The following is a 13678-nucleotide window of genomic DNA, read 5'->3' on the forward strand; positions in this document are numbered from 1 at the left end:
CGGACGGGCGGCCGGTCGACGGGCGGGCCGAGGGACGGGTGGACGCCCGCGCCGAGGGTCCGCGGATCGCGGTGGACGCGATGGGCGGCGACCACGGACCGGAGGAGATCGTGGCCGGTGCCGTCGCCGCGGTCCGCGAACACGGCGTCCGGCTCGTGCTCGTGGGGCAGGCCCGCCGCGTCCGGGATCTGCTGCGCGAGCACGACGCGCTGGGCGAGGTCCCGATCGCGCACGCCGAGGACGCCCTGGCCATGGACGAGGGGGCGCTGGCCGGGTGGCGGCGGCCCCGCTCGTCCGTGGCGGTCGCCTGCCACCTGATCCGCCGGGGCCACGCCGCCGCGCTCGTGTCGGCCGGGTCCACCGGCGGGGTCGTCGCGACCTCCCGGCTGCGCCTGCGCGGACAGCCCGGCGTCATGCGCCCGGCGCTCGCGGTGGTGCTGCCCACCCGCCCGCGCCCCACGGTGCTCCTGGACGCCGGCGCCACGGCCGACGCCAAACCGGAGATGCTCGTCCAGTTCGCCACGCTCGGCACCGCGTACGCGCGGATCAGGCTCGGCGTCGAGTCCCCGCGCGTGGGGCTGCTGACGATCGGTGAGGAGGCGGGCAAGGGCAACAAGCTGACCCGGCGCGCGCACGAACTGCTGTCCGGGGACGTGCCGGGCGTCCACTTCACCGGGAACGTCGAAGGCACCGACCTGCTGACCGGCGCGGTGGACGTCGTGGTCACCGACGGGTTCACCGGGAACATCGCGCTCAAGACCGTCGAGGGCGCCGTACGGCTGGCGGTCAGCGAGATGCGCACGGCGATCGGCTCCGGCCGGCTCTCGCGCGTGGCCGCGCTGCTGCAGCGCCGGCAGTTGCGCGGGCTACGCGACCGACTGGACCCGGAAACGACCGGCGGCGGCGTGCTCCTCGGCCTGAACGGCACCGTCGTCATCGCGCACGGCGCCTCGCGGGCCACCGGCGTCGCCGCCGCGTGCGTCCTCGCCCGCGACCTGGCGGCCGGCCGGATCGTCGAGCAGATCGGGGAGGGCCTGGCCGCCGCCCGCCCGCACCGGTTCCCCCGCCGCGGCCACGGCGAACCCGACACCGAGGAGCCCTGAGACGCGTGTTTCGCCACAGTCGTTCTGTCATGCCTTCCTAGAACGAGGTTCTGGAGGGTAAGCAGGACCCATGGATCGCCCCTTTGACATCGTGCTGTTCGGCGCCACCGGGTTCACCGGGGCGCTCACCGCCGAGTACCTCGCCGCGCACGCGACCGGGACGTGGGCCATTGCCGGGCGGAACCCCGCGAAGCTCCGGGCGCTGAGTGACCGGCTCGGGCTCGACCTGCCGCTGCTGCGGGCCGACGTGTCCGACGCCTCCTCCCTGCGGGAGATCGCCTCGTCCGCCCGGGTGGTGATCAGCACTGTCGGCCCGTACGTCACGTACGGTGAACCGCTCGTGGCCGCCTGCGCCGAGGCCGGCACGGACTACGTCGACCTCACCGGGGAGCCGGAGTTCGTCGACCTGATGTACCTCAGGTACCACGCGCGGGCCGCCGAGACCGGGGCGCGGATCGTGCACGCCTGCGGGTTCGACTCGGTGCCGCACGACCTCGGCGTCTACTTCACCGTCCAGCGGCTGCCCGAGGGCGTCCCGTTGCGGGTGCGCGGCTACGTCCAGGCGAGCGGCGTGCCCTCCAGCGGCACGGTCCACTCCGCGATCACGGCGGCGGCGCACTTCCGTACAGCGGCGAAGATCCACCGTGAACGGCGGCAGGCGGAGCCTCCCCTGACGGATCGCCGGGTCCGCGCCGTTCAGGGCCGGCCGCACCGGAACGCCGGACTCGGCGCCTGGGCGCTGCCGCTGCCGACCATCGACCCCGACGTCGTACGGCGCTCGGCGGCGGCCCTGGACCGCTACGGTCCCGACTTCGCCTACGGCCACTTCGGGGCGGTGCGGCACCTGGCGTCCGCCGCCGGTCTGGCCGCCGGAGCGGCGGGCGTCGCGGCGGTCGCCCAGGTCGGCCCCGTACGCGACCGGCTGCTCGAGCGGTTCACGCCCGGGGACGGTCCCTCGCCCGAGAGGCGCGCCAAGAGCTGGTTCAGCGTGCACTTCGCCGGCGAGGGCGGCGGTCGGAAGGTCGTCACGAAGGTGTCCGGCGGGGATCCCGGCTATGAGGAGACCGCGAAGATGCTCGCCGAGTCGGCACTGTGCCTGGCCTTCGACGACCTGCCCGAGACGGCGGGCCAGGTCACCACGGCCCAGGCGATGGGCGACGCGCTCCTCGCCCGGCTCCAGAAGGCCGGCCTGGAGTTCACAGTGGTCGGCTCGACCGGGTGACACGAAGGTAATTCGGATGGGGCTGTGGCCGGTCGCCGATAGGCTTTAAGGACCGTGCAGCCTGAGCTGCCGAAGCCGTACTCACCAAGGATCTTGATGTCCGACCCGCAGCACGTTCTCGCCGCCCGCGTCCAGGCCGCTCTCGGAGCGGCGTTCGGAGAGCCCGACGCCGACCCGGTGATCCGCCCGTCGCAGTTCGCCGACTTCCAGGCGAACGTCGCGCTCCCGCTCGCCAAGAAGCTGGGCCGAAAGCCGCGCGACATCGCGACCGAGATCGTGGCGCACCTCGACGTGTCCGACGTCTGCGAGAAGGTCGAGATCAGCGGGCCGGGGTTCATCAACCTCACGCTCAGCGCCGACTGGATCGCCGGGCGGGCCCTGGCGATGTACGGCGACGAGCGGCTGGCCGTCGAGAAGACCGGCGCGCCGCAGACGACGATCGTGGAGTACTCCTCGCCGAACATCGCCAAGGAGATGCACGTCGGTCACCTGCGGACCACGATCGTCGGCGACGCGATCGCGCGGGTGCTGGAGTTCGCCGGGCACCAGGTGATCCGGGACAACCACGTCGGCGACTGGGGCACCCCGTACGGCATGCTGATCGAGCTTCTGCTCGACGTCGGTGAGGGTTCAGCGGAGGCCAAGCTCCTCGAGACGGACCCGAACGCCTTCTACCAGGCGGCCCGGGAGCGGTTCGGCTCCGAGCCGGAGTTCGCCCAGCGGTCGCGGGAGCGGGTCGTGAAGCTCCAGGCCCACGATCCGGACACCATCCGGCACTGGGAGCGGCTGGTCGAGCTGTCGAAGATCTACCTCCACAAGGTCTACGGCCGGCTCGGCGTCACGCTGACCGACGACGACATCCGGGGCGAGAGCTTCTACGACGACATGCTCGGCGACATCGCCGAGGAGCTGAAGGCCAAGGGCCTGGGAGTGATCAGCGACGGTGCGCTGTGCGTGTTCCCGCCCGGGTTCACCGGCCGGGACGGCGACCCGCTGCCGGTGATCATTCGCAAGAGCGACGGCGGCTACAACTACTCCACCTCCGACCTGGCCACGATCCGGTACCGCGTCGACAAGATCAACGTCGACCGGATGATCTACGTGGTGGGCAGCCAGCAGGCGCTGCACTTCCAGATGGTGTTCGCGGTGGCCCGGATGGCGGGCTGGCTGCCTGACGAGGTGAGCGCCGAGCACGCCCAGATCGGCAGTGTGCTGGGCCCGGACGGGAAGATCTTCCGGACCCGGAGCGGCAAGTCGGTCAAGCTGACCGAGCTGCTGGACGAGGCCGTCGAGCGGGCCGGCGTTGCGTTCGACGAGGTCCCGCACGACGAGCCGTTCGACGAGGAGACCCGGCGGCAGGTCGTCGAGGCGGTCGGCATGGGCGCGGTGAAGTACGCCGACCTGTCGACGGCACGGGGCAGCGAGTACGTCTTCGACTTCGACCGGATGATCTCCTTCCGGGGCAACACCGGCCCGTACCTCCAGTACGCCACGGCGCGGATCCGGTCGATCTTCCGCAAGGGCGGTGTGGCCCCCGAGGAGGCGACCGGGCCGATCGCGCTCGGCCACGAGGCCGAGCGGGCGCTCGCCCTGCACCTGCTGGGCTTCGGCGCCGCCGTCCACCAGACCGGCGAGACCGCCGAGCCGCACCGGCTCTGCGCCTACCTCTTCGAGCTGGCCTCGGCCTACACCACGTTCTACGAGAACTGCCCGGTGCTGAAGGCCCCCGACGAGGCCACGAAGGCGTCCCGGCTGGCCCTGTGCGCGCTGACCCTGCGCACGCTGGTCAGGGGCCTGGAGCTGCTCGGCGTGGCCACGCCGGAGCGCATGTAGTCCCAAGCCCTGTTCGATCACGCTCGCAGCGCGGGAGCGGGTGCCCAACGCACCCGCTCCCGCGCGTTTTCTGCGGAACGCGCGGAGGGCCCCGTACGTCGCATATCCGGCGGATGCAGGGCCGGAGTCTGATCAAGGAGGCGGCGTGAGCGATTGGGCCGACTATCGGCAGGACCGTCAGATCCGCGGCCTGCAAGAAGAGGTCAACGCGGCCTACCAGTACGCGGACCACAGGTCGCGGACGCTGCAGTCGAAGCTGTCGCAGGTCCAGGGCACGCTCGAGCGGCGGATCGACCGGCTCGCCCGGTCGTTCGACGCCTTCGTCGAGCTGTCGGACCTACGTATGGAGCTCGCGGCGTTCGACCGGGAGTCCACCGTCCGCGCCGAGACCCGGCGGCTGCTGCGGGCGATCACCGACCCGCCCCACCTGGACCTGGCGGACTGCCCCGGCTACTGGCTCGGACCGGCCGCCGAGGCACTGCACGCCCTGCTCCGCGGCGACGAGGTGGCCGCCGAGTCGCACGCCGCCGAGGCGACCCGCCGCGACGAGGAGCGGACGACGCTGTTCCTGACGTTGGCCCTCGCGGTGGCGGGCCGAAACGCGCTGGTCACGCCCTGGCTGGCACGGGCCCTGCCGCCCCTCGAAACGACGGTCACCCGCGTGCGGCGGCTGCTGTGGACGGCCTGTGCCGAGGGCGTCTTCGGCGAGACGGGACGGTCCCACATCGAGCAACGGCTGGCCGAGTTCGTCGACGCTCTCCCGGCCAAGGCGGCCGACGCGGAGGGTGCGCGCTGGCGCGAGAAGATCGCCTCTGAGGGGAGCGGCCGGGCGGAGACCTCCTGGCTGCCGAGGGTCCTGCAGTCCGAGACCGCGCTGACCGAGCCGCCCGCGTACGCCGCCCGCCTCGCCCGCCTGCGGACCCGCCTCGAAGAGGCCCTTCCCGCGGCCGAGCCCCCCGCCGAGACGGCGGACGCCGTTCCGGAGGATCTCGGCGCGCTGCTGACCGGGCTCGTCGACGAGGGCAGCCCCGACGAGGCGCCCCTGCTCACTCGGGCCCGCGAGCTGCGGCAGATCATCGAGAACGGCACGGCGACGCCTCCGAAGGCGTGGGACGCCCCGGGAGGGGAGACCCTCGAGTCGCTGCGCGGCGACATGTTCGAGAAGAGCACGTCGGCCCGGCGCCTGCTCGCCCTGCGCGCCGGGCGCCGCTGGATCGCCGCGGCAGCCGAGGATCTGGCGGAGAAGGCGTCCCGCCGGGCCCCGGAGCGCCTGAAGGTCCGGGTCGGCGGCTACTACCTGTCGATCGGACCCGACGGGCCGGACTCGACGGCGGAGATGGAGGCCGGGGTCGACGCCGAGTACGCCACCAACCCCCTCGCCGAGCGGGCCGGTCTGATCCTGGCCGGTGTCGGCGTCGTCCTCCTGGCCGTCACGATCCCCCTCGGGCTCGGTGCCCTCCCGGTCCTGCCCGGGGTGGTGACCGTCGGCGGGGCGGTCCTCTGGCTGGTGCAGCGGCACGCCCGCCGGGTGGCCGCCGAGGCCGCGGTCCGGGAGAAGGCCCGGATCATCCGCGAGGCCGGACAGATCGCCGAGGCAATCCGGGAACATCGCCCCCGGTATGAGACTCTCGCCACGTCCGCCGCGAAAGACCGGGACGCGGTTCTTACCATCGTGGACTAGGGGTATGCCTTCCTCCGAGAAAGGTGGGACGAACACCCCCGGAGGCTTTGCATGGGCAGGGACGTGGCGGCGATCGCCATCACCAAGGAGGACCGGCGGCGTTACCGGGAGAAGGTCCGACGCTGTCTGGAAGCCCTGTCGGCGATGCTGCGCGACTCGCGGTTCGAGGACGACCGGGCCTCCATCGGCATGGAGGTCGAGCTCAACCTCGTCGACGAGACCGGCCGGCCCGCGATGCGCAACGCGGCCGTGCTCGAGTCCATCGCCGATCCCGGCGCCTGGGCGACCGAGCTCGCGCAGTTCAACATCGAGATCAACATGCCGCCCACCTCGCTGACCGGCAAGTCGCTCGCGATGCTCGAACAGAGAATCCGCGACAATCTCAACCACGCCGACGGGCGGGCGCGCGAGGTGGGCGCCCGGCTGGCGATGATCGGCATCCTCCCGACGCTGCGGGAGTCCGACGTCGGTGAGGCGGCCCTGTCGGCGAACCCGCGCTACAAACTCCTCAACGAGCAGGTCCTCGCGGCCCGCGGCGAGAGCCTCCACCTGGAGATCGACGGGGTCGAGCAGCTCAGCACGTCCGCCGACTGCATCGTGCCCGAGGCGGCCTGCACGAGCGTCCAGTTCCACCTGCAGGTCGGTCCGGACGACTTCGCGGCGTCCTGGAACGCCGCCCAGGCCATCGCCGGGATCCAGGTGGCGCTCGGCGCGAACTCACCGTTCCTGTTCGGCCGGGAGCTGTGGCGGGAGACCCGGCTCCCGCTGTTCGAGCAGGCGACCGACACGCGGTCCGAAGAGCTCAAGGTCCAGGGCGTACGGCCCCGCGTCTGGTTCGGCGAACGCTGGATCGACTCGGCCTTCGACCTGTTCGAGGAGAACGCACGCTACTTCTCCGCGCTGCTGCCGATGTGCGAGGACGAGGATCCGCAGGAGGCGCTGGCCCGCGGCGAGATCCCCCAGCTGGCCGAACTCTCGCTGCACAACGGCACGATCTACCGCTGGAACCGCCCGGTGTACGCCGCCGTCGACGGCCGCCCGCACCTGCGCGTGGAGAACCGCATCCTGCCCGCCGGCCCGACCGTCGCCGACACCATGGCCAACGCGGCCTTCTACTACGGCCTCGTACGGGCCCTGGCGGAGGAGGAGCACCCGGTCTGGGAGCGGATGCCGTTCGCCGCGGCCGCCGACAACGCCCGCCGGGGCGCGCGGTACGGCCTCGCCGCCCGAGTCTTCTGGCCCGGGGTCGGCGAGGTGCCGGTCACCGAACTCGTCCTGCGGCACCTGCTCCCGCAGGCCGTCACCGGCCTCGACCGGTGGGGCGTCGACACGATCGTCCGCGACCGGCTGCTCGGCATCGTCGAACGGCGATGCAAGACCGGCCGGAACGGCTCGACGTGGCAGACGGAGACCGTCCGCGCGGTCGACGCCGACCGAGAGGAGGCGCTGCGGCTCATGACGTGCCGCTACATCGACCGCATGCACACCAACGCCCCGGTGCACACCTGGCCCGTGAGAACCTACTGAAGGTAGCCCTCGACCTCGCCCTCCGGCCTGGACTCGGCGGCCTCGGGGTCCTCCCCGGCGTCGCGCCGCGCCCGACGCTGGCGCAGGAGGTCCCAGCACTGGTCGAGCTGCACTTCGAGTGAGCGCAGCCGCTGGTGCTCCTCCGTTGCGGTCAGGTCCCCCTTCTGCAGCCGTTCACGGAGCGTGTGCTCCTCGTCCACAAGCTCGTTGATATGACCGAGAATCTCGTTGTCCTGCATCCCTGGATCACCTCTCGACGACAGTTTGTCAGTTCCGCGTCGCGAGCGGCATTCAGGTGGGGCCTGGGCACACCGGGCTCGATCCCGCCCGGCAGCGATGATCGTCGGTTGTCCATGGGTCTCTCACGTCGGGCCGGCGGCGGCGTCCGGCCCGGCACGCGCCGGAGCCGTCACCGCCTCGGCGAGGGCTCCGGCCGCTCTTGGGTACGTCCGGTGGATCTACGTCCGGCTGCGCGGCGCCCAGAGCACGCCCCAGCCGTCACAGCGGATTGCGGTTCCCGACGAGCCCGTTGAGGAACCCGCCCGCCCGCTCGGGGCCTGGTCCGCCGACGGTAGCGGTCTCCGGTGGCGGCGCCGGCGCCTTGGCGGCGGCCTTCGCGGTGCTCTTCGGTTTCGCCCTCGTCGTGGTCCTGGCCTTCGCGGTCGTCGTCTTCTTCGCGGTGACCTTCTTCGCCGTCGTGCTCTTGGCCGCCGGCTTCCTCGCCGTGGTGGTCTTGGCGGTCGTGGCCTTCCTGGTCGTACTCCGAGGCTGCGCCGCGGCCGGCATCTTCATCGCCGACATCGACTTCGCGGCCGTGGTGAGCGACTCGGCGGCGGTCATCATGGCCTTGGTGGCGGTGTTCATCGCCTTCAGGGCGGTGTTCATCGCCTGGGCCGAGTTGGTGGCCTTGCTCGCCGCCGCCGTCATCTTCGACGCCGCCGACGAGACCTTGGTGGCCGCTGACGACACTTTCGTCGCGGCGGCGGCCGGAGTGACCGAACTCTTGGACGTGGTCTTCTTCGCCGTCGTGCTCTTGGCGGACGGCTTCTTGGCGGCGGCGGTCTTCTTCGCGCCGGTCTTCGCTGTGCGGCTCGTGCTCGCCGTGGAACGGCGGGCGGTCGACCGCGTCGTGGTCTTCGTGGGCACTGATCCATCCCCCCGTGTTGATCAGTTACGGAGGGATGCATTCCACAATTGACGACGATCTACACACCGCCTGGACACCGGACGGCCTTTGTTTCCCCAAATGTGGACAGTCGTGGAAAGCCGGGAGGCGTCCGCCATACCGGCGGACGCCTCCCACGGATCAGCGACCGTACTTAACGATCACGTCGGCCGACACCACGCATGGCCCGCTCTGAGGACACAGGCGCCGCGCGTCTAAACAGGCATGTCAACGACCAACCCCGCACCCGAGGCCGCGTCCGCCAAGCGCTTGTCGTACGTAATGAAGGAGGTGAGGCGTGTCCTGAGCCGTAGTGCGGTGGCGAGGTGGATCGCATCCAGGCTTCGAACGGTAACGGGCCTGATCGTCTGAGCGAGGATGCGGATACTCGGGTCGAGGTCGACCAACTCCACGAGGTCGAGCACCGGATGGAGGCGCACCACCGCCTCAGGCGCATACCGTGCCAGCGCCCGGAACGACTCGATCTCCAGCAAAGCAGAGCTGATCCAACCGACGTCGGCCCGCTCATCAAGCCAGTTACGAAGCGCCTGGGACTCGGCCTCGGCGTGGACGAGCTTCACGACCGCTGCGGAATCGAGATAGATCATCAGCGCTCTTCATCGCGGGCGGCGGAAAGCTCCTCGGCGATGTTGATACCGTCCGGTTCGCCTAGGGGCATCCGGAGGACGGCGCGACGCATCTCCGTCGCACGCTCCCGGCGCATGGCGGCGTCGAGCACCGCCTGACGAATCGCCGCCGAGCGCGAACTGCCGTCATGGGTGAGGACTTCGAGAGCGTGCTCGGTCTCCGAGTCGGTGCGGATGGTTATGGTATCGGCCATGCAGTCAGCGTAAGACAGATTGTCTTACGGTGCAATCTCCCGGACCGAGCAAGTGCTTGGTATAAGGAAGCATGGGACTGCTGGACGGGCTTCGGGTGCTGGATCTGACGATGTGGCGGCCGGGGCCGTACGCCACGCAGCTGCTGGCCCAGCTCGGTGCGGAGGTGCTGAAGGTCGAACCGCCCGGCGGCGAGCCGATGCGGGCGTTCCTCGGCCACTTCGACCTGCTCAATCGACACAAGCGCAGCGTTGTCATCGACCTCAAGGCCGACGCCGCGCGGTGCCTGGAGCTGGCCGCGGAGGCGGACGTCTTCGTCGAGGGCTACCGGCCCGGCGTCGCCGATCGGCTCGGCGTGGGCTATGAGGCGGTACGCGCGGTGAACCCGCGCGTCGTCTACTGCTCGATCTCCGGGTACGGCGCGAGCGGCCCGCTCGCCTCGCTGCCGGGGCATGACGTCAACTATCGCGCGTACACGGGCACCGCCCCGCCGGACGACGGCGGGCACGAGTTCCCCGTCGCGGACATGGCCGCGGCGACGATGGCCGCCTTCTCGATCCTGGCTGCGTGTCACAAGGGTCGGGGCGAGCGCATCGATCTCGGCATGGCCGACGTTCTGGCGAACTGGATGGGCACCCTCCCGGTGCCCGGTGGTTCCGGGTCCGGGCGGGCGGGCAGGCCGGTGCCGGGATACGGCGTCTACCCGGCCCGGGACGGCGGGAGGATCGGCCTCGGGGTCGTGTCGGAGGATCGGCTGTGGGCGGCCACCTGCCAGGCCCTGGGGCTCGACCACCACGCCGGCCTGAGCTTCCCCGAGCGACTGGCCCGGGCGGAGGAGCTCGACCGGGACCTCGCCGAGCGGATCGCCGCGCTGCCCCGGGACACCGCGATCACCCGGCTGACGGCCGCCGGCGCGCCGGTCGCGCCCGTCCTGTCCCCGGCCGAGACGCGGGCCGTCGACCACTTTCAGCAGCGCGGCGTCCTCGACGGCAGTCCCGTACGGACGCTGCACGATCCGCCGCTGCCGCCCGGCCGGGCACCGGACCTCGACAACGCCGACGGCTGGTCGCGTACGGATCCGGGCCGGCACGACACCACGCCCGGCCGCTCGTACGGGCGTTCGCCGGAGGAATAAACAGTCCGTTTTGTCCCGGCTGGATGGCATCCTTGGGGCGTGCAGAATCAGCAGGGGGTCAGCGCCGTTCTGGCCGGGCGGGCCGATGAGCTCGCCTTCCTCGGCAGGGCCCTGCGTGAAGTGCCGGCCGCCCTGCTCGTCGGCGGCGAGGCGGGCGTCGGCAAGAGCCGGCTCATCCGGGAGTTCCTGGACGCGCGCCCCGGCGTGCGGACGTTCGTCGGCGGCTGCCTCCAGATCAGCGCCGAGGGCCTGCCGTTCGCTCCGTTCAGCGCCGTGCTGCGCCGGATGGTCCGGGAGATCGGCGTGGAGGGCATCGCCGCGCTGCTGCCCGGCGGGACACCGGCCGGGCTGGCCCGGCTGCTCCCGGAGTTCGGCGAGCCGGACACCGAGACCGGCACGGCGGAGGCGCGCACCCGCCTGTTCGACCATGTGCTGCTGCTCTTCGAACGGCTGACCGCGGACGAGCAGGCCGTCCTGGTCATCGAGGACGTGCACTGGGCGGAACGGTCCACCCGCGACCTGCTCAGCTACCTGATCCGCAACATCCCGTCCGGGCTCCTGGTGATCGTCACCTACCGGTCCGACGAACTGCACCGCGACCATCCGCTCCGCCCGCTGCTCGCCGAGCTGAACCGCGCCGACTGGGTCCGGCGGCTCGACCTGGACCGCCTGCCCCGCCGTGCCGTCGCCGAGCAGGCCCGCGACATCCTCGGCCGCGACCTCGACCAGCGAACCCTCGACGCCGTGTACGAGAGGAGCGAGGGCAACCCGCTGTTCGTCGAGGCCCTGCTGGACTGCAACGACCAGATCAACGGCGAACTGCCCGAGTCGCTGCGCGACCTCATCCTCGGCAGCGTACGGAAGCTGCCGGAGGAGACCCAGGACATCCTGCGCGTCACCAGCGCGGGCGGCGACCGCGTCGAGCACGCACTGCTCGCCGCGGTGACGGGCCTGGACGACGGCGCGCTGTCCCGGGTGCTGCGGCCCGCCGTGGCCGCGAACGTCCTGGTCGTGGACGGTGAGGCGTACGGTTTCCGGCACGCGCTGATGCGCGAGGCCGTCCACGGCGACCTGCTGCCCGGCGAGCACACCCGCACCCACACGCGGTTCGCCGAGGCGCTGGAGAAGAATCCGTCGCTGGTCCCGATGGGCCGCGCGGCTGCCGAACTCGCCCACCACTGGTACTCCGCGCACGACGCCACCTGGGCGCTGTTCAGCGCCTGGAAGGCCGCGCAGGTCGCCAAGGAGGCGACCGCGTACACCGAGTGCCTGCGCATGCTCGACCGCGTCCTCGAGCTGTGGGACAAGGTGCCGGACGCGGCGGAGCGGCTCGGGGTCGATCACACCGGGGTCCTGGAGATGGCGGTCGACGCCTCCGACCTGGCGGGCGAGACCGAACGCGGCGTCGCCTTCGCGAAGGTGGCGCTGAAGGAGATCGACGATCCGATCCGGGCCGCCGGCGTCCTGGAGCACCGCGGCCGGCTCAGGATCCGCCTCGGCCATCCGAAGGCGCTCGACGACCTGCGGGAGGCGGCGCGGCTGGTGCCCGCCGACCCGCCCAGCGTGGTGCGGGCACGGGTGCTGTCGACCCTCGCCCAGCATCTCTACCTGCTGCCGACCGGCTTGGAGGAGGGGCGGGCGCTCGCCGTCGACGCCCTCACCACCGCCCGCGCGGTCGGCGACGCGACGGTCGAGGCGCACGCGCTGACGACGATCGCCGGCTGTGACTTCTCCGAAGACGACGGCGAACGCCACCTCGCCGAGCTGGCCAAGGCCGAGGCGGTGTACCTGCGGGGTGGGTCGGACGACTCGGCGATGCTGCGCATCGCCACGAACGAGTCCCACGTACTCGAGGGTCTCGGCGAGCACGAGCGCGCCGTCGAGGTCGCGCGGCGCGGCGTCGCGTTCGCCGGCAAGAGCGGCGTCGCCCGTACCTCCGGGGCGTTTCTGAGCATCAACCTGGCCGAACCGCTGGTGTCGCTGGGCCGCTGGGACGAGGCCCTCGAAGTGACCGAACACGCCCTGGAGCTGTCTCCGCCGCCCCTGACCCGGGTCTCGCTGCAGTACATCATCGGCGTGATCGCGGTGGCGCGCGGCGACCTCGACGCCGCCGCCCGCGCCGTGAGCACCCTGGACGCGGTGCTCGCCCCGACCTTCTCCCGCACCCAGGAGCTGTTCCCCGCCGAGGGACTGCGGATCGATCTACGGGTCGCCGAGGGCGACCTGTCCGGAGCCCTCGACGCCGTCGAACACGTGCTGGCGGATCTGCAGCCGTCGGTCAGCGCACGCTACGGCCTGCCGTTGCTGTGCGCCGCCGCGCGGGCGTGCGCGGAGGCGGGCGGCGAGCACGCCGCCAGGCTGCTGACCCGGATCCGGGCGGCCACCGAGAAGGCCCCCGAGGGTGGCCGGGTCCAGCAGGCGTACGCGCTGCTCTTCGAGGCCGAGGTGGCCCGCGCCGAAGGCGTGCTCGACCGGGAGACGTGGGCGGCCGCCGCGGACGCGTTCGAGGCTCTCAAGCAGCCCTATCCCCTGGCGTACACGCTGCTGCGGACCGCCGAGGCCAACGACCCGCACGACACCGGGGCCCGGGACGACACGGCCGCGCGGCTGCGGCAGGCCGCCGAGATCGCCGAGGGCCTCGGCGCCCGGCCGCTCCTCGAACGGATCGAGGCGCACGCCCGGCGGTCCAGAATCGCCCTCGGCGGACGGACCGGCACGTCCACGCTCGGGCTGACCCCGCGCGAACTGGAGGTGCTCCGGCTCGTCGCGGAGGGCCGCAGCAACCGTGAGATCGCCGGCCGGCTGTTCATCTCCGCGAAGACGGCCAGCGTCCACGTGTCCAACATCCTGGCGAAACTGCAGGTCGGCAGCCGCGGCGAGGCCGCGGCCGCCGCCCACCGGCTCGGCCTCGTCTAGGGCGTGTCCGGTGGATCTTGTTCGCGCAGCCGGACGGAGATCCACCGGACGCGCCCTAAGACCCTACGCAGGGCTTAGCCTCGGGAAGCGCCTGGTAGGCGGGCCGGGAAGCCTCGGATAGGACATTCACCCGATGTGCCGGATCCCGTCTTAGACCGAGTCTTAATGGTGTCAGCCACTCACACAGGAGGACACCATGCACCCCGACATCTCGTATGCGCTGATCACCGAGCGTACGCGGGAGTGGCGGGAGACGG

At 71.8% G+C, this 13678-nt stretch carries 11 protein-coding genes; 8 read left to right on the top strand and 3 right to left on the bottom strand.

Annotated features, from left to right (window positions below; translation table 11 throughout):
• The first annotated feature begins 80 nt into the window (after positions 1–80).
• The 5 genes from plsX (at position 81) to AB0I04_RS27375 (ending at position 7366) form a co-directional block, all read left to right on the top strand.
• Complete coding sequence (gene plsX, locus AB0I04_RS27355; RefSeq protein ID WP_360890413.1) at positions 81–1103, top strand: phosphate acyltransferase PlsX; 1023 nt, start codon at positions 81–83, stop codon at positions 1101–1103.
• 70 nt (positions 1104–1173) lie between these two features.
• The gene (locus AB0I04_RS27360; RefSeq protein WP_360890146.1) at positions 1174–2325 is read left to right on the top strand and encodes a saccharopine dehydrogenase NADP-binding domain-containing protein; all 1152 of its coding nucleotides are present in this window, start codon (positions 1174–1176) and stop codon (positions 2323–2325) included.
• A gap of 96 nt (positions 2326–2421) precedes the next feature.
• Entirely contained in the window at positions 2422–4158 is a 1737-nt protein-coding gene (argS, locus tag AB0I04_RS27365; RefSeq protein WP_360890149.1) for an arginine--tRNA ligase, read from the top strand.
• Positions 4159–4303: 145 nt separating this feature from the next.
• Positions 4304–5839 (top strand): hypothetical protein, encoded by a 1536-nt coding sequence (locus AB0I04_RS27370; RefSeq protein WP_360890152.1) that lies wholly within the window; start codon positions 4304–4306, stop codon positions 5837–5839.
• Between the two features lie 51 nt (positions 5840–5890).
• Positions 5891–7366, top strand: a complete 1476-nt coding sequence (locus AB0I04_RS27375; protein WP_360890155.1) for a glutamate--cysteine ligase — start codon at positions 5891–5893, stop codon at positions 7364–7366.
• Here the strand turns inward: AB0I04_RS27375 and AB0I04_RS27380 are convergent.
• Complete coding sequence (locus AB0I04_RS27380; RefSeq protein WP_360890158.1) at positions 7360–7605, bottom strand: DUF2630 family protein; 246 nt, start codon at positions 7603–7605, stop codon at positions 7360–7362. The two genes, AB0I04_RS27375 and AB0I04_RS27380, sit on opposite strands and share 7 nt — an antisense overlap.
• Before the next feature lie 440 nt (positions 7606–8045).
• Here AB0I04_RS27380 and AB0I04_RS27385 point away from each other — a divergent pair, with 440 nt between their 5' ends.
• Positions 8046–8564, top strand: a complete 519-nt coding sequence (locus AB0I04_RS27385; protein WP_360890161.1) for a hypothetical protein — start codon at positions 8046–8048, stop codon at positions 8562–8564.
• 182 nt (positions 8565–8746) lie between these two features.
• Here the strand turns inward: AB0I04_RS27385 and AB0I04_RS27390 are convergent, their stop codons facing one another.
• Both AB0I04_RS27390 and AB0I04_RS27395 read right to left on the bottom strand, forming a co-directional pair.
• Positions 8747–9139, bottom strand: a complete 393-nt coding sequence (locus AB0I04_RS27390) for a type II toxin-antitoxin system VapC family toxin (protein ID WP_360890164.1) — start codon at positions 9137–9139, stop codon at positions 8747–8749.
• Positions 9139–9372, bottom strand: a complete 234-nt coding sequence (locus tag AB0I04_RS27395) for a hypothetical protein (protein WP_360890167.1) — start codon at positions 9370–9372, stop codon at positions 9139–9141. Before AB0I04_RS27395 ends, AB0I04_RS27390 begins: the two co-directional genes overlap by 1 nt.
• Positions 9373–9443: 71 nt before the next feature.
• Between AB0I04_RS27395 and AB0I04_RS27400 the strand changes: the two genes are divergently transcribed.
• Positions 9444–10505 (top strand): CoA transferase, encoded by a 1062-nt coding sequence (locus AB0I04_RS27400; protein ID WP_360890170.1) that lies wholly within the window; start codon positions 9444–9446, stop codon positions 10503–10505.
• A gap of 39 nt (positions 10506–10544) precedes the next feature.
• On the top strand, positions 10545–13421 hold the full coding sequence (locus tag AB0I04_RS27405; RefSeq protein WP_360890173.1) for an AAA family ATPase: 2877 nt from the start codon (positions 10545–10547) through the stop codon (positions 13419–13421).
• Positions 13422–13678: the final 257 nt, after the last annotated feature.

The organism is Actinoallomurus sp. NPDC050550 (assembly GCF_040655075.1).
Classification (GTDB): domain Bacteria; phylum Actinomycetota; class Actinomycetes; order Streptosporangiales; family Streptosporangiaceae; genus Actinoallomurus.

What these genes read in the sequence shown, in the direction of transcription:
- AB0I04_RS27375 (WP_360890155.1), top strand. Translation starts at nt 5,891, where the DNA reads ATGGGCAGGGACGTGGCGGCGATCGCCATCACCAAGGAGGACCGGCGG.
- AB0I04_RS27400 (WP_360890170.1), top strand. Translation starts at nt 9,444, where the DNA reads ATGGGACTGCTGGACGGGCTTCGGGTGCTGGATCTGACGATGTGGCGG.
- plsX (WP_360890413.1), top strand. Translation starts at nt 81, where the DNA reads ATGGGCGGCGACCACGGACCGGAGGAGATCGTGGCCGGTGCCGTCGCC.
- AB0I04_RS27360 (WP_360890146.1), top strand. Translation starts at nt 1,174, where the DNA reads ATGGATCGCCCCTTTGACATCGTGCTGTTCGGCGCCACCGGGTTCACC.
- AB0I04_RS27390 (WP_360890164.1), bottom strand. Translation starts at nt 9,139, where the DNA reads ATGATCTATCTCGATTCCGCAGCGGTCGTGAAGCTCGTCCACGCCGAG.
- AB0I04_RS27380 (WP_360890158.1), bottom strand. Translation starts at nt 7,605, where the DNA reads ATGCAGGACAACGAGATTCTCGGTCATATCAACGAGCTTGTGGACGAG.
- argS (WP_360890149.1), top strand. Translation starts at nt 2,422, where the DNA reads ATGTCCGACCCGCAGCACGTTCTCGCCGCCCGCGTCCAGGCCGCTCTC.
- AB0I04_RS27395 (WP_360890167.1), bottom strand. Translation starts at nt 9,372, where the DNA reads ATGGCCGATACCATAACCATCCGCACCGACTCGGAGACCGAGCACGCT.